This window comes from Microcoleus harperi Pol14_C6 (assembly GCF_036701295.1).
Taxonomy (GTDB): domain Bacteria; phylum Cyanobacteriota; class Cyanobacteriia; order Cyanobacteriales; family Microcoleaceae; genus Microcoleus.
This window is the reverse complement of record NZ_JAUBQN010000002.1, coordinates 205,985-221,440: the sequence shown is the minus strand read 5'-3', so window position 1 is coordinate 221,440 and position 15,456 is coordinate 205,985. Positions and strand designations below refer to the sequence as shown.

General features: G+C 45.4%; 10 protein-coding genes. 3 read left to right on the top strand and 7 right to left on the bottom strand.

The window, feature by feature from the left end:
* Positions 1 to 283: 283 nt before the first annotated feature.
* The 4 genes from QUA27_RS02615 to QUA27_RS02600 all read right to left on the bottom strand — a co-directional run bounded on the left by QUA27_RS02615 (position 284) and on the right by QUA27_RS02600 (position 5,141).
* Positions 284 to 1,966, bottom strand: coding sequence for a dynamin family protein (locus QUA27_RS02615; protein WP_333066160.1), 1,683 nt, complete (start codon positions 1,964 to 1,966; stop codon positions 284 to 286).
* A 14-nt stretch (positions 1,967 to 1,980) separates the two neighbouring features.
* The gene (locus QUA27_RS02610; protein ID WP_333066159.1) at positions 1,981 to 4,059 is read right to left on the bottom strand and encodes a dynamin family protein; all 2,079 of its coding nucleotides are present in this window, start codon (positions 4,057 to 4,059) and stop codon (positions 1,981 to 1,983) included.
* Between the two features lie 33 nt (positions 4,060 to 4,092).
* On the bottom strand, positions 4,093 to 4,425 hold the full coding sequence (locus QUA27_RS02605) for a hypothetical protein (RefSeq protein WP_333066158.1): 333 nt from the start codon (positions 4,423 to 4,425) through the stop codon (positions 4,093 to 4,095).
* A 194-nt stretch (positions 4,426 to 4,619) separates the two neighbouring features.
* A complete protein-coding gene (locus QUA27_RS02600) occupies positions 4,620 to 5,141 on the bottom strand; it encodes a pentapeptide repeat-containing protein (RefSeq protein ID WP_333040082.1) in 522 nt (173 codons plus the stop codon).
* A gap of 227 nt (positions 5,142 to 5,368) precedes the next feature.
* On the opposite strand from QUA27_RS02600, the gene QUA27_RS02595 reads away from it, so the two are divergent.
* On the top strand, positions 5,369 to 6,907 hold the full coding sequence (locus tag QUA27_RS02595) for a SagB/ThcOx family dehydrogenase (protein ID WP_333066157.1): 1,539 nt from the start codon (positions 5,369 to 5,371) through the stop codon (positions 6,905 to 6,907).
* A 227-nt stretch (positions 6,908 to 7,134) separates the two neighbouring features.
* Here the strand turns inward: QUA27_RS02595 and mnmE are convergent, their stop codons facing one another.
* Positions 7,135 to 8,520 (bottom strand): tRNA uridine-5-carboxymethylaminomethyl(34) synthesis GTPase MnmE, encoded by a 1,386-nt coding sequence (mnmE, locus tag QUA27_RS02590; RefSeq protein ID WP_333066156.1) that lies wholly within the window; start codon positions 8,518 to 8,520, stop codon positions 7,135 to 7,137.
* A gap of 50 nt (positions 8,521 to 8,570) precedes the next feature.
* A complete protein-coding gene (locus QUA27_RS02585; protein ID WP_333066155.1) occupies positions 8,571 to 8,780 on the bottom strand; it encodes a hypothetical protein in 210 nt (69 codons plus the stop codon).
* Positions 8,781 to 9,152: 372 nt separating this feature from the next.
* Between QUA27_RS02585 and QUA27_RS02580 the strand changes: the two genes are divergently transcribed.
* Positions 9,153 to 11,351 carry a tetratricopeptide repeat protein gene (locus QUA27_RS02580; protein ID WP_333066153.1) on the top strand — a complete coding sequence of 733 codons (2,199 nt, stop codon included), beginning with the start codon at positions 9,153 to 9,155 and terminating at the stop codon, positions 11,349 to 11,351.
* Positions 11,308 to 13,722 carry a tetratricopeptide repeat protein gene (locus tag QUA27_RS02575; RefSeq protein WP_333066151.1) on the top strand — a complete coding sequence of 805 codons (2,415 nt, stop codon included), beginning with the start codon at positions 11,308 to 11,310 and terminating at the stop codon, positions 13,720 to 13,722. Before QUA27_RS02580 ends, QUA27_RS02575 begins: the two co-directional genes overlap by 44 nt.
* Positions 13,723 to 13,901: 179 nt before the next feature.
* Here the strand turns inward: QUA27_RS02575 and QUA27_RS02570 are convergent, their stop codons facing one another.
* Positions 13,902 to 15,335 carry a protein adenylyltransferase SelO gene (locus tag QUA27_RS02570; RefSeq protein ID WP_333066150.1) on the bottom strand — a complete coding sequence of 478 codons (1,434 nt, stop codon included), beginning with the start codon at positions 15,333 to 15,335 and terminating at the stop codon, positions 13,902 to 13,904.
* Between the last annotated feature and the right edge of the window lie 121 nt (positions 15,336 to 15,456).

Sequence of the window (15,456 nt, the reverse complement as noted above, 5' to 3'; positions counted from 1 at the left end):
CGGGAATACAAAAGCCCTAATGCAAAGTGTTTAAAACACATAGAAACATAGAATTTTGCACGATGTCTAGTGTAACTTGTGGTTATATAGTCCGTGTGGAAGTTAGCCCGACACAGCTTCCAAAGCGATGGTGATCTCTCCCGTGCAATAATGGTGCAACATCTCATTTTTTACCGACTTGACAAACGTTTATGCTGCTGATTTATATTCCCAGCACTCGCTTTCTGCTCAGCCAATAAATTGGTATTCTCAAAATTAATACTAGCCCTAATTTCGGTTCGGATCATTTGCCGTTAATTACAGATTTGGTCATTTGAAGGCAGGATTCGATATTTTCTAACAAATTATTGATTAACTGTATCTGGTATTGCTGAATATTTGTCTGTAGCGGCTCTTTGCTGTCTTGAAAACAGATAACTTTTCCGGCGATTTCCTTGTAGTGTTGCACCATGGAAAAAGTATCGGTGCTGAAGCGAGCGAGGTAGTTTTTAGCAGCCTCGCTGCAAATTTCCGTTACTTGATTTAGATAAGCTTCTGACGATTCAGGCGGCTTTTCATACCCAGTTCTTTTATTCAAAATATAGCTAGCACCGCCGACTACTGCTGCTCCCACAGGCCCGCCCAGCAGCCAACCTAAACCTGTTGCGATCGCCACAGGAGCCACTTCACTGTCGTTCGACTTTTGAGCGGGAGGTGGTGGCGGCTCCGGTAAACTGACTTGCGGGGATGGAGGAAACGAAATCAAAAGTGCGATCGGCTGTTCTTTCTCAAAGAATTCGCAAGCTTTATTTACCCATTCTGCGATGGTTTGCTGCTGATGTAACGCCTCTCGCTGAAATTTTAGCTTCCACGCATCAAAACTCCCTTCCTGAAGCGACAGCGCCATTTCCGATTGATACCGCTGCAACAGTGTGGGCTGGTAAAGCCAAATCTCGAAATCGGAAACGCTGGCTTGAAAGCCTTTTGATATCAATTTTTCTGCTTTTTGTTTAATTTCAATTCTGTGCTTGTGCTTTTGTTGAGCTGCGGCTATTTCTGCGGCGACATTTTCAGATTTGGCTCGGAGAGATTGGCACATTTTAGTAGCTATAGCTTCAATTCTGGGCAACTTAACTGCTAGTTGTTCCTGTTGAGCAGCTACAATACTTTGCAAAGCCGATTCAAACATCGCAATTCCTGTAGTTTGGGCTGCAGCCACATCTCCTTTCAGCCTCGCCCTCAAAGCCGGTAAAGCATCGACGCGGTAGATATTGCTAATATTGTTCGGCAAGTTCGAGCGAAAACTTTCGGCAACAAACAACAACCGATTGTAAACTTGTTTTTGGTCGTCTGGCTCGAGTAGATTGAGAAAATTGGCAACAAAGACGACAGTGTTGATGTGGCGATCGCTCAACCAATCTCTCAAGTTCTCCCGTTCCCCTAAAGTCATCAATTTGCGAGCATCTAAAACCTGCACAACCAAATCAGCCGTTAGCAATTTATCCCGAACCAAATTATCCTGTTCTTCCCGATCATTGGTTCCCGGCAAATCCAGCAATTCCACACCCGTTTGCAGAAATGGATGGGGACAGTAAACATTAACAGCGGCCACATCATCCCGCATTTGTCTCGCGTCGTCAAGGATGGCGTAGCGTTTCAAAACATCAGTCCCCGCTTCGCTAACTTCCGTGCCGTCTTTCAGGGTAATTTTTGCGCGCAATTCCTCGCCATAGTTGACATAAATGGCAGCACCGGTAGTGGGCACAAGGTCGATCGGCAAAGCACGATTTCCCAGCAAAGCATTGAGCAAAGTTGACTTGCCGTAATTAAACGGGCCAAAGACAGCAATTTGAAAAGTTGGTTTGGCGAGATAGTCGCAAATTGAGGTGGTATCTCGATACAGTTGGGAGTTTTTGTCAAGTTCGAGAATACCGAGTGCTGATTTGAGATAGTCGGTCAGGTTTTGATAAATTTCGGGTTGTTGCATATTGCTGTTTTATTTCATTTAGCGGATGCTAGGAAAGCTTGATATAGCGATTCAATACTCTGCGACTCGGCAGAAACATCAGCCTCCAATTTTTTCAACCGCTCAGATTCAGCCTGACAATTAATCTCGCGAGATTCCTTTTGTTCCAGCAAATTATCTAACTCAGCTTTCCGAGAATTAATATCCGCATTCATGCGATCGCCCACTTCCCGCCCGTAAACATCAAAGCACTCTTTCACAGCATCGTGAATCGGTTGCCACTGCTCTTGAGCCACCTGCGGCAGATATTTCACCAGCTCTTTTTTCGCGGCTTTCACCAACTCTTTGCGAGCTCCGTCTGCTTGCAAAAACCCAACACCCATCCCCAATAAAGCCAAGTACAACGGTCCCAAAACAATCCCCGTCAAACTAGCAAGAATTGTACTAACGCTTAACACAGTGATTAAATTAAGCAGGATATTTTTCCAATCAAAACCCGCTCCTGCCATTGCTACGCCCGCCAGATTTCCGGTCGTTAAAGAGAACAATCCCATCGCCCATTTTGCCCAAGCGGGCGAGTTATCTTCGTTGGAGTTGCTGACTGCTGCTGGTATTTTTTGCCCAGTCAGTTTTTCTGTGATTTTTTCTGTCACTTTCGTGTAAGATGCCCCGTAATTTGCCGCACTTTTAGATAGCTGCGAAAATGCGGAATTCATCTCTTGTTCTGCTGTGAGAGTCCAAGCTGCTAATTTGTCGTTGATGTACTGCTCTAATGCTCGTTTTAGCGATGATTCAAAGGCTTCTCGCTTGCCTTGGCTGAAGAAATCCAGAAATCTCAGCTCCGGTTGATACCGCAAAAAGTCTGTTTCAAAGGTATTTTCTAAGTTGAGAACGTAGGCGCGGAAAGAATCTGCGATCGCCCGCGATTTACTATCTCTAACTTCGATAATTTCTTGTTGAAATTCATCGCGAATGTGAGTCAGCTTTTTAAACTCCGGCTCAACTGAATTAATCTTTTCCTTCAACTCATTGACATCGCGATCGAGTAATGGTAAACGGCGTCCAACAGCTTCGCGGACGCGAGCAGAAATTTGACGCGCCAAAGTCCTCGCCGGACGCAATTCCGAAATCGCCCTTTCCTGGGTTAAAAACGTATTCAGTGCGGCCATAAACTCGGGAAAACCAGTTCCTGCCAAATCCGCATCCGGGTTTTTCATCCGCAACCTGAGTGCCTTAATTGAGGAAATTGCAAACACTCGCTCGTCGTAAATATCGTGCCCTTCTGTTAAACAATATTCAGCCAAATTAGCTTGAAAAACCCGCCGCAGTTTCCCTTCGGCTTCTGCCAATTCTTCAGGATCATCCGGGTCAATCAAACTTTCTCGCACTTGATCCCAAGCATTAATCAGAAAGAAAATGCTCAATCCGCGATTTTTGATGTAATTTTCTAGATAGCGTCTTTCACCCATTGTGCAAGGCTGAGTTGCCCTGAGTACAAACAAAATAGCGTGGCAGTTGTTGATATAACCGAGAGATAATTCGTTGCGGGCTTCTGTATCGTTCAGTCCGGGACTGTCTACTATTTCTATGCCTTTTTCCAGCAAAGGTAAGGGATATTCTACTACGGCACAATCGATATCTGGAAATGCTGGTTTCTTTTCTTCTTCTAAGCGTTTTGCCTCAGCGGGGTCAATTGTATAGTTCTGTTTAAAACTTTTAAAATCTAGCTGTTTGGGGCTTTTGCCGTCATTGAAATAAACGGTGACTTTTTTTTCTGAACCGTAGCGCAAAATCGTCAGTAAAGCTGTACAGGGATTTACGTCGCTGGGCAGTAAGTTTTCGCCGATTAACGCATTGAGAAAAGTGCTTTTTCCGCGTTTCATGTCGCCTAGCACTAGCAGCCGAAAAACTCCTTGACGCAATTTTTTACTGGCGACATTGATATCAGCGTTGTCTGTTTCTAAACCGAGTTTTCCAGATGCTTCTCCTGCTGCTAATTCTGATAGGTTGATGGCTGTCGCGATGTTGCTGAGGCGAGCGGCAATTTCTCGGCGGACGGCGGCTACCCGCTCTAAATCATTTAGAAAGTTGCTAGTTTCTACTTTAAGGTTCATGGGTATTTCCTAATATTTCCCGGCTTGGGCTTTTCAACTTCTGTCTTCTTCAATAAACATTTTGTAAGCTATCAAAGCAATGCCTCCCACTATCAGGGCGGCTGCCAGCCAAGATGCTATGCGAACTGCTACAACAACAGCAATGACAATGCCTGTAAATTGAGCTGCTGCTATAATTTTTCGGCGCCACTGTTTGAGTTTGCCGTTAACTTGGCTGTCTGGTTCTTGGTACTTGCTAGTTAGATGTTCTGGCACGGAGCGATCGATTTCGGATTCTAGTTCGCGGAGCCGAATTTCTTGTTCGCGCTTCCGCAGTTCTTGTTCTTTGTGCCGGAGTTCTCTGGCTTTTTCGTCGGGAGAATTCATAAATTTTACCCGGTTGGCCGGTGGCAAAGTGTGTTATTTATTGTCAATGTTGCGGAGCGATAATTTTTTTACAACTGTAACTCACATTTTCCGCTGTGTCGATAGATGTTAAGAAATGTAAAAAAGGGCGATTCCCTACGGGATAGCGACGCTTCACGACCAATTAAGCCGATCGCCCGCAGCCCTGCAAATCATCAATAGCCTTCGGGTCCGATAGTCGTGCGATCGCACTCCGCTTCCGACAAATCAACCAAGCGCGATCGAAATAAGTTGCAGCCCGCTAATTGAGCTTTGCTTAACTTTGCTTTCTCCAAATTAGCTCGGCTCAAATCCGCATATCTCAAATCGGCATTTGTCAAATCTGCATTGTACAAATCCGCACCTTGCAAATTGGCTTTCTGCAAATTAGCACCTTGCAAATTGGCGTGACGCAAATTTGCTCTTGATAAGTTTGCTCTTGATAAAGTTGCTTCCGACAAGTTAGCTTGATAAAGTTGAATGTCGCCCAATTCAGCATCTTGCAAATCAGTTTTATAAAGATTGGCTTGAGTCAAATTTCCGTAGGGCAAATAAGCTCGCCTCAGAACGCTACCAGAAAGATTTATTTCTGTTAAATCTGCTTGAAACAAGTTATGTTCACTTAAGTCAACGGCGTTAAAGTTTCGCTGGCCCTCAGCATACTGAGCAAGCAATTCCTCAGCGCTTAGCTTTTGCATTTTCATTCCTCATGACGACAGCTACTGCAGCCAATCCATAACAGTAATTAATGGTTATTATTCTGCGTATTTATACTTATGTCTCTTATTATGTTAAGCTTGTGTAACAACAGTCGCATTTTTTCTAAGATTTTTTTTATATTTGTAAATTTCTGCCTTGCTCGACCAGTAAACGGTTAGTAATGTCAAGATCGATCTAGAAACCAAAGCGAATCCTCTACTGAAATATGCCAGAACATCCTCTCTCCATTGCTCAGCACTACCACGAACGGACAAAATACGACCCTGAAACCATTGCTGCTAAAAGTAAACAGCTAGATTGGACAGAGCAACCTGTGCCTTTCAAAGAATATAAAATTGGAGCGTATTTTGACCTCAAGCCTTATCTAAAAGACCCCTCGGAGGATGCCGATGCCGAGTCCGATGCCGCTTGGTGGCATCGGTTATCTAGCTTGTTGCTGTGCAGCTACGGGTTGACGGCGAAAGTGCAGACGGTAGACGACAGCTATCTGTATTTGCGATCTGCACCGTCGGCGGGTGGACTCTACCCAGCAGAGGTTTATTTAATCTCCCGCGGCACTGCCCAGTTGCCGGCCGGACTCTACAACTATCAGTGCAGAACTCATTCACTTGTTCATTTTTGGGACAGTCAAGTTTGGCCATCATTGCAAGCAGCTTGTTTCCAGTCGCCAGCGCTAGAAAATACCCAATTGGCGATCGCCATTACCACTGTTTTTTTCCGTTCTTCTTGGCGTTACGAAGACCGAGCTTATAGGCGAATTTTTCTAGACACCGGTCATTTATTGAGCAATATCGAGTTAGCTTGCGCCGTTAACGATTACCGACCTCACCTGATTGGAGGATTCGCCGATGAAGCTGTCAATGAATTACTGTACATTGACTCGGAGCAAGAAGGAGCTATTTGTGTAGTTGCTTTAGCCGACTTGCTAGATATTGACCAAAACTTGCCTAAATTTAAAACAGCTTTGCCCGGAAACACCACCACAGATTACCCTAAAATTTCCGACGGTCAACTGTTAAAATACCTCCACAAAGCCACGCATTTAGACTCAGACCCTACCGGAGCAGACGGCTGGAAACTTGAGGAAAGTGAAGGGGAATTAGAGGATAAATATAACTTTCCATTTTGTACTAAAGTTTCGACGGTCACTCCTTCGATTCCTTGGGGAGTGAACCTGGAAAGTTTAGAAAATACTATGCTAAAAAGACGTTCTACCCGTGCTTATACAGGTGCTTCTTTGAGCTTGGGCGAACTGCTAGCTATGCTCGATTTTACTTACCAGCCCCAGCACTATATCGACCAAGGATTAGACGGTTCTCCAGACTATTTCGATCTAAGTTTAATCGAGACTTTTATTGCTGTTTCGGGAGTGAATGGGTTAGAAGAAGGCTGTTACTATTACGCTCCGAAAGCTCAAGAATTGCGGCAAATTCGGTTTAAAAATTTCCGCCGGGAGTTGCATTTTTTGTGTTTGGGGCAAGACTTGGGCAGAGATGCGGGGGCGCTGTTATTTCACACGGCGGATTTGAACAGGGCTGTAGCAAAATATGGCGATCGAGTTTACCGCTATTTGCACATGGACGCGGGTCATTTGGGCCAGCGGTTGAATTTAGCAGCTATGCAACTGCGTTTGGGTGTCAGCGGTATCGGGGGCTTTTTTGACGATCGCGTCAATGACGTTCTCGGTATTCCCGCAGGTGAAGCTGTGCTTTATATTACAAGTCTGGGTAGACCTCGATCGTGAGAATGACTTAGTTGTTGTTTGTCAGTAGTATTGCTTCACTAAGCCCAGGCGCATCTAAATTTTACAGTCAAGTTTGATGAAATTAACATCTTAAACCATTCTCAAGAACAGGCAAGATGCCTGTTCCACAAAGAGTGCAATTATTGTGGGGTGGGCGGGACGCCCGCCCTAAAAATACAACTTAAATGCGAGACAGCTTACCTATTTAATTTACTCTTTTTTTATGACTATTTACCAATGCAAAACCTGCTAAATATTCTGTCGAGCACTGATTCGGTCACTTCTTCGCCCGTAACTTCCCCCAATGCTTGAATTGCCCCGCGCAAATCTATTGTCCAGAAATCTAAAGGCAATTTGTTGCTAATAGTATCCGTGCATTGTTCCAGAGAAATTTTAGCTTTGGTTAAGGCTGCTGCTTGCCGCTGGTTGATTGCTAAGTCTGAGTTGGCTGCTTGCAAATTTCCCCCGCTGACGGCATCTAAAATTGCTGTTTCTAAGTCTTCTATGCCTCGATCCAGGGCGGCTGCTGCGGTAACTATGGGGTGAACTTCAGGGGGTAAAGGTAGTTCGGGGATGGTGTTTACTAGGTCGATTTTGTTGATAATTATAATTAGCTGGCGGTGCTTTACTTGTTCGTAAATTTCCGAATCGCCCTCTGTCCAACCAGATTCCGCATCAATTGTCAACAACACTAAATCGGCTTGTTTTGCTGCTGCGCGCGATCGCTCAACGCCAATTTTTTCTACCTTATCTTCGGTTTCTCGAATTCCCGCAGTATCGAGCACCTGCACCGGAATGCCGCCCACAACTAGCTGCGACTCTACCACATCCCGCGTCGTACCGGGCAAATCCGTGACGATCGCCCGATCGCTCTTACTCCACGCATTCAACAAACTCGATTTTCCCACATTCGGCCGCCCGACAATCGCTACTTTCAAACCTGTTCTCAACAATTCTCCACGATCTGCGGTTGCCAAAATTGTTGACAATTCCTCCAAAACATGACTTATTTCCCAAGAAGTTTTAGCTTCATCTAAAGGCGGCAAATCTTCCTCAAAATCAATTCTCGCCTCAATTTCTGCCAGCACGTCCAAACAAGTTGTTCTCAATTGGCGAATTGGCTGCGCTAATTTTCCCTGCAAACCAGCCAAAGCACTTTGTGCAGCAGCGGGCGATTTTGCTCCCACCAAATCTGCAATACTTTCAGCTTGAGTTAAATCCAGCCTCCCGTTCAAAAAAGCCCGCAGTGAAAACTCTCCCGGCTGTGCCAATCTCGCCCCATTTTCCAAACACAACTGCAAGACTTGCTGCACCGCCATAATGCCGCCGTGACAGTGAAATTCCACCACATCTTCGCGAGTAAAAGAACGCGGTGCTTTCATGATTAGCAGCAAAGCTTCATCGACTAATTCTTGAGTTTTGGGGCGGCGGATGTGGCCGTAAAGAATGCGGTGAGACTCCCACATTTGCCGTCCTGGGGCGCAAAACAGAGTTTCGGCAATTTTTAAGGCTGCGGAACCGGAAACTCGCACAATGCCGACGCTGCCTTGTTGGGGAACTATGGCGGTGGCGATCGCAGCGATCGTTCCTCCTTTTGTTAATGATTCAGACATTTTTATTGTTCACACCTTTAAAAGTTCTCTCAATCTCCTGTTTTTGAGTATCAGGCAATTGCTTCTCGGTATTCGAAGATATAAAATTCTGGTGCGTCATTCAAAAAAAATAAATTTCCGGCCTTTTGGGTAAGCTGTACGAGTTTCTGAGTCAAAAGGCAAGGGAGATTTTTTAATCTTTTTCCTGCGATCGCTAATTGCTCGCCGGCTTGGAGACACAGGATAACTTGAATTAGGGATTCAACCAGTTGTACGTTCATTTGAGCCACCTCTGCCCCGGTTGTTAAATTATACAGTTTTCATTGAGAGGATAAACAATTTCAGCATTTTTTTTCTAAGATATTAGAAGAGCGTGGCTACAGCGCTGGACTTGGCTCGCCATTCCCATCAGCCGTTTGCTCAGTCAGTCTATTTGAGATTTGAGATTTTAGATTTTAGATTGACTCCACAAATGAATCGGGGATATTCAACTCAGGTCTAAAATTTGGGGAGGCTAACGACTCCTGTGGGAAAGCAACTATCCGTTTTTGGGTGGGAGTCACGGCTCGATCGAACTTAAATTACTCAGCCAAATATTTTGGCTATTCTGATTTCATGCGATAATGGAACATTGACAGGGTAGAGGGCAAAGCATGATTGGTCAACTTCTAGACAGACGTTACCGCATCATTAAAGTCACAGACTCAAGTGAGGTGGGAAAAACTTATCTAGCAGCAGATACTCACCGTCCCGGGTATCCGCAATGCACGGTTAGAGAAATGCGGCTACCCGGCACAAGTTCGCAAACTCCAGAATTAGTCAAAGTTATATTTCAAAGAAACGCAGAAATAATTGAAAAATTGGGTAAACACGACAAAATTCCCGAATTATTGGCGTATTTTGAGGAAAATCAAAGTTTATACTTAATTGAAGAATTTATTGCAGGATTACCCTTAAGTCAAGAACTAATACCCGGTCAACCTTGGGATGAAGACCAAGTAATTGGTCTGCTATCAGAAATATTAGAAATTTTGGTGTTCATACACGAGAAAGGTTTCATTCACCGCAGAATTCAACCAGACAGAGCGATTCGGCGGGAGTCAGACGGCAAATTTGTATTGGTAGACTTTAGCTTAGACAAAGAAATTAACCCGGAACTTGCTAACTGTCATTTGTTGTCGCAAACTTCCCCGAATTCTGTTAAAGGGCATGAGGCAAAAAAGCAGGATTTGGCGGCCCAGGAGTTATACGTGCCGATCGAGCAATTGAACGGCAACCCCCGGTACAATAGCGACATTTACGCTCTAGGTACGATCGCTCAGCTTGCCGTGACGGGACTCTCACCCAACGAATTGAGTGCCTTAAAAAGCAACAAAAGCCAAATTCCCTGGCGAAACCGGGCAACTTGTTCACCTGCCCTAGCAGATATTATCGATCGAATGGTGCGCCCCGACTGCGAGGAACGCTATCAGGAGGCCGCCGAAGTTTTAGCAGACCTCAAACAAATCGCCGTAAAATTTGAGGTTGAGCCGCCGCCAGCCACTATCATCACGCACGCTATGAGTCAACCGCGAAGACAAAGCCAAACCAAACTGCTGCTTTTGGCTGCAACAGCGGCAGCTTTAATCCTCACGGCACTGATAATTTACTTGTGGCAGAGTCAAAGTCCCGCGAGGGCAAAAGAATTGTTAGCCCGCGGCGTTACCAAGGCGCAGCAAGGTGACACAACAGGCGCGATCGCCGATTATACTCAAGCGATCGCCCTGAATGCCAGCGACGCGGAAACTTACTACAAGCGGGCAAACGCTCGCTACGACATGGGCGCAACTGAGCAAGCAATACAGGATTACACGCAAGCAATTAAAGTCAATCCTAACCACACCAAAGCTCTCTACAATCGAGGTATGGCCCGCCTCGACATCGGGGACAAGCGGGGGGCAGTGGAAGATTTCACCCAAGTAGTGCGACTCAATCCCAGCGACGGTGAGGCATACTCTCAGCGGGGTTTAGCCTACTACGATTTGGGCGACTACCGCACGGCAATTGAAGACTACACTCAAGCAATTCGGCTCAGTCCCAACGATGCTACAGCTTACAGCAATCGGGGTTTAGCTCGATCGGCTGCAGGCGACAAAACAGGAGCAATGGCAGATTTTACTAAAGCCCTTCAAATTAGCCCCAAACAAGCTGGCGTATACTACAGTCGCGGTCGAGCGCGGTTTAATCTGGCAGATTATCAAGGAGCGATGGAAGATTATACTAAGGCGATCGAATTGCAACCAGATCTCGCTGATGCTTATACCAATCGGTGCAGCGCTTACTTGAATTTGGCCACCTACGACAAAGCGATTGCAGATTGCACCGAAGGAATTCGCCTCGCTCCAAAAGATGAAGCAGCTTACAACAACCGCTGCATTGCTTACCTGAATTTAAAACAATTTCAAAAGGCCAGCGAAGATTGCAGTTTGACGATCGGGCTCAACGGCAACAATGCCAAAGCATACAGCAATCGAGGGTTAGCTCGATCGGCTTCGGGAGACAAGCAGGGAGCTTTAGAAGATTTTACTCAAGCAATTCGACTCAATCCCAGCGATGCAGTAGCTTACAGCAATCGCGGTACTATTTACTCAGAACTAAAAAATTACCCTTTAGCGGTTGAGGATTTCGCTCACTCGCTGCGGCTCAACCCCAACAATGCTAGCGCTTTTTACAGCCGAGGCCTCGTCCGCCGCCAACTCAAAGACCGTACCGGGGCGATCGAGGATTTTCAGAAAGCTGCAACCCTCTTTCTAGAACAAGGAAGAGCCGATGGTTTCCAAAACGCACAAGCACAAATCAACGACCCTAAATAAAATATTAGTCACCATTCAGATGTTAAAAAAAGAAGAAAAAAGGGAGAAGGAAGAAGGAAGAAGGAAGAAACAAAAAGACCCAATTACCAATTCCCAATTGCCAACTTCTCGTTACCAACTCCCCGTTACCAATTCCAAATTACCACCTCCCCGTTACCAATTCTCACTTATAGATATGAACATGGTTGGTCAACTTTTAGACAGGCGTTATCGCGTAGTGCAAATTCTCAGTTCAGGAGCTTTTGGACAAACTTATTTAGCTGTCGATACTCGCCGACCGGGCCACCCTCAATGTGTAGTCAAACAACTGCGCCCTCCCAGCAACACTTCCACAGTTCTCAAAACCGCTTACCGCTTATTTAAACAAGAAGCAGAAATATTAGAAAAGCTGGGAAAACACGATCAAATTCCATTTTTACTAGCTTATTTTGAAGAAGCCAATCAGTTCTACCTCGTCGAAGAGTTTGTCCCCGGACACGCCCTAAATAGGGAAATTGTAGCCGGTCAACCTTGGCGAGAAGAACGTGTGCTGGATCTGTTGCAAGAAGTGTTACAAGTTCTCGCCTTTGTACACTCTCAGGGAGTGATTCACCGCGATGTTAATCCTTCCAACTTAATCCGTCGCAAACCAGACGGCAAATTAGTTTTAATTGACTTCGGTTCGGTTAAAGAAGTTGCGAGTCACGTCAGTGACTACGATACAGAATTTCCGCGCACCATTGCTACGGGAACTCCCGCTTATATGCCGATCGAACAATTTCAAGGCAACCCGCAATTTAGCAGTGACCTCTATGCAGTCGGGATGATGGCAGTCCAAGCTATCACTGGTTTACCCGGTACGGATTTGCCAAAATTGCAAGATCCGAGTCCTTCTCATACGGGGGAAATTGTTTGGCGAAACCGATCTCAATGTTCAGTGGGATTAGCAAATATAATTGACAAAATGGTTTGTCACCAATTTGCCAAGCGCTATCAATCTGCAGAGGAAGTTTTGGTAGCTCTCAGCAAGTTGAGACACCGCCAAGAGCCTGTGAATACGGCTAACAAGAAAACTATGGCTCCCAGCTTATTGTCTTCTGAGCGTTTTTATTCACGTTTGGGAAGTCGATTTTGGTTGCTGATTTTGGCAGGCGTCGGGGCGGCAATAGTTCTGATATTTCTGTTTAGTTATTGGAGCCGCCCGAATCCGATTAAAGCTAAGGAATATTACGAACAGGGAGTAGAAAAGTCTCGCAATAAAGATGCGGAGGCAGCTTTACAGGCTTTTAATAAGTCAATTCAATTGAATCCTAAAAATGCTGAGAGTTTTTACCAGCGCGGTAATGCTAATTATGATTTAAAAAAATATCAAGAAGCTATTGCGGATTATTCTCAAGCTATCGCTCTCAATCCTAAATATGTTCAGGCTTATTTTAACCGCGGGCTAGCCCGTCACGATTTTAACGACAAGCGCGGGGCGATTGAGGATTACACTCAGGCTTTGAATCTCCAGCCCAAGGATGCTGATACATATTATGAAAGAGGAGTTACTTATTTAGAGCTGCAAGACTACAAGATGGCTATTCAGGATTTTACCGAAGTAATTCGGTTGCAGCCGAACCTTGTTAAAGCTTATCATTCGCGGGGGTTGGCTCGTGCTGGAAGCGGCGATTTGCAGGGCGGGATTGGAGATTATACTGAGGCAATTAAACTTGATGCTAAGAATGTTGATGCTTTTTACAGTCGGGGGAGAGCTCGCTTTCACCTAGGAGATTATCAGGGATCTTTGGCGGATTATTCTCAGGTAATTGCGATCGATCCGAAGAGTGCAGATGCTTACGCTAATCGTTGCAGTACGCAGTTGAATTTGGGAGCGCATCAAGCGGCAATTGACGATTGCACTCAGGCAATTTCGCTGAGCGATGAGGATGGGGTTCCTTACAACAATCGCTGCATTGCTTATTTAAATTTGAAGGATTATCCGAAAGCAATTGCCGATTGCACTCAAGCACTGAAAGTGAATCCGAATGATTATAATGCTTATAACAATCGTGCTTTAGCTCGCAGCGCAGGGGGTGACGCGCAGGGAGCGATCGCAGATTTTACAGCAGCAATCGGGTTCAATCCCAACAATGCTGAAGCTTACGCCAATCGGGCTAAGATTTATCAGGAGTTAAAGAATTACAATAGTGCGATCGCCGATTACGTGCAAGCTATTCGGATCAGTCCGAATTATGCTGCTGCTTACTACGGTAGAGGCATAGTTCGCCGCTCCTTGGGAGACAAAGCAGGAGCAATTAGCGATTTAGAAAAAGCCGGCAAAATGTTTCTAGATCAAGGACTTACTGGCGGTTACAAAGATGCACAATTTGAGATTGAAAAGCTCAAGTAGTCATTAGTCATTAGTCATTGGTCATTGGTCATTAGTCATTATTTCTGGGTGTTATATTTCTTATGTGGCAGATTTTTATAATCTCAGATGGCTCCGGGGCTGGGTCACGCTAATCTTTAATACCAAGAAAAAATGCAGGTGAACCCGCCCCGGAGAGCTATTAATCCAGCTATTATCAATCAATTTTCTGGGTCTTGAAGTCGTTTAACCAACTCATAAAACGGTTCCCAATTATCCTCAATAGCTATGGCTTCCCAAACAGCCTCAATCGTCGGTCTCAACAGGGATTGTTCGGGATTGTGCCGGAGCAGCCTGTCCGCCATTTTATCCATATCATCCGCAGACAAACTTTGCAAAACGTGATAATAAAACTGCCGCCAAGGCGCTATCAAGTCCGCCGGTTCCGCCTCAGCAAAAATTAGACTAGCATCATCTCGCCAAGTGCGATCGAACTGTCTTCGCAGTTCAAAAAAGAAATCGTGATAGCCTACTTGAGACTCCGCCAGCATTTTAATTGTCACCTTCAACAACTCATCTCCCTCCGCCTCTGGCAAATGCTCAAATCCCAATCTATTTAGCATCAACTGCCGATAAGCTGCATTATAATACTCGCCAAACTTTTCCAAAGCAGCATCCATATCAGCTTGAGGAATCGCTGCTGCTAGCGGTTGCTGGAGCTTCTCTAAATTCCCCTTACAAATAAAGGGTTGATTGCCGTAACAATAAAGACCGTAATGGTCGAAATAAGCTGCGGTAAATTCCGGCTTGTAAGTTGGGATAAAAGCGAAAGGCCCGTAATCGAAACTTTCTCCAGTAATCGACATATTATCAGTATTCAGCACAGCGTGGCAAAATCCTGCTGCCATCCACTGAGCGACTAATTCGGCTACTCGCTGGACTAAATCTGCATAAAATAGCGCATACTTTTCCTGCGGCGAAAAACCAGCATTGCTTGCTTCTAAATGCAGTTCTGGATAGTAATATTCAATAACAAAATCTAAAAGTTTTTTAGTTAAATCCGGTCTGCGGATATAGTGCAATCTTTCAAAAGTTCCAAACCGGATGTGAGAATGACTGAAACGCACCATTACGGACGATCGCGTGGGTGATGGTTCGTCGCCCCGCCACAAAGCCTCGCCCGTTTCAACTAAACTAAAACACCGAGATGTCCGAACTCCCAATCGGTGCAAAGCTTCGGCTGCTAAAACTTCGCGAATTCCCCCTTTGAGAGTGAGTCTACCATCAGCGTGCCGCGAGTAGGGCGTGCGGCCCGAACCTTTAGTGCCGAAGTCGTAAAGTCTGCCGTCAGTGCCGCGAACTTGGCCGTACAAAAATCCTCTACCGTCACCTAAATTCGGGTTGTATTCGTTGAATTGATAGCCGTGGTAACGCAGTGCGAGAAAGGGACGGACACAATGAAATTTGCCAAACGCTTCGATGAAATGTTGGTCGGTTACTTGTGCGGGATCTAAACCTAATGTCGGCAATAATTGGTCATTGCGGAAGCGGAGAATGTGCTGCGGAAAATCGGCAGCAGGGACTTCATCAAAATAGTCGCCGCCGAGGGATTCGAGGGCGGGTTCGTAGTTGAGGGAAAGTAAGGGATTTGACATTTTTATATTTTATCTTGAAATTGTCGATCGCTCCAAATTATATACGGGCAACGTGCGGACTGCATTGGTGTCAACAATTGCCTCATACCCTTTGTCTCCCTCATTTATAGCCGAGTTCGAT

Coding starts and splice junctions, on each gene's coding strand:
- QUA27_RS02615 (WP_333066160.1), bottom strand. CDS start 1,966: ATGCAACAACCCGAAATTTATCAAAACCTGACCGACTATCTCAAATCA.
- QUA27_RS02610 (WP_333066159.1), bottom strand. CDS start 4,059: ATGAACCTTAAAGTAGAAACTAGCAACTTTCTAAATGATTTAGAGCGG.
- QUA27_RS02605 (WP_333066158.1), bottom strand. CDS start 4,425: ATGAATTCTCCCGACGAAAAAGCCAGAGAACTCCGGCACAAAGAACAA.
- QUA27_RS02600 (WP_333040082.1), bottom strand. CDS start 5,141: ATGCAAAAGCTAAGCGCTGAGGAATTGCTTGCTCAGTATGCTGAGGGC.
- QUA27_RS02595 (WP_333066157.1), top strand. CDS start 5,369: ATGCCAGAACATCCTCTCTCCATTGCTCAGCACTACCACGAACGGACA.
- mnmE (WP_333066156.1), bottom strand. CDS start 8,520: ATGTCTGAATCATTAACAAAAGGAGGAACGATCGCTGCGATCGCCACC.
- QUA27_RS02585 (WP_333066155.1), bottom strand. CDS start 8,780: ATGAACGTACAACTGGTTGAATCCCTAATTCAAGTTATCCTGTGTCTC.
- QUA27_RS02580 (WP_333066153.1), top strand. CDS start 9,153: ATGATTGGTCAACTTCTAGACAGACGTTACCGCATCATTAAAGTCACA.
- QUA27_RS02575 (WP_333066151.1), top strand. CDS start 11,308: ATGGTTTCCAAAACGCACAAGCACAAATCAACGACCCTAAATAAAATA.
- QUA27_RS02570 (WP_333066150.1), bottom strand. CDS start 15,335: ATGTCAAATCCCTTACTTTCCCTCAACTACGAACCCGCCCTCGAATCC.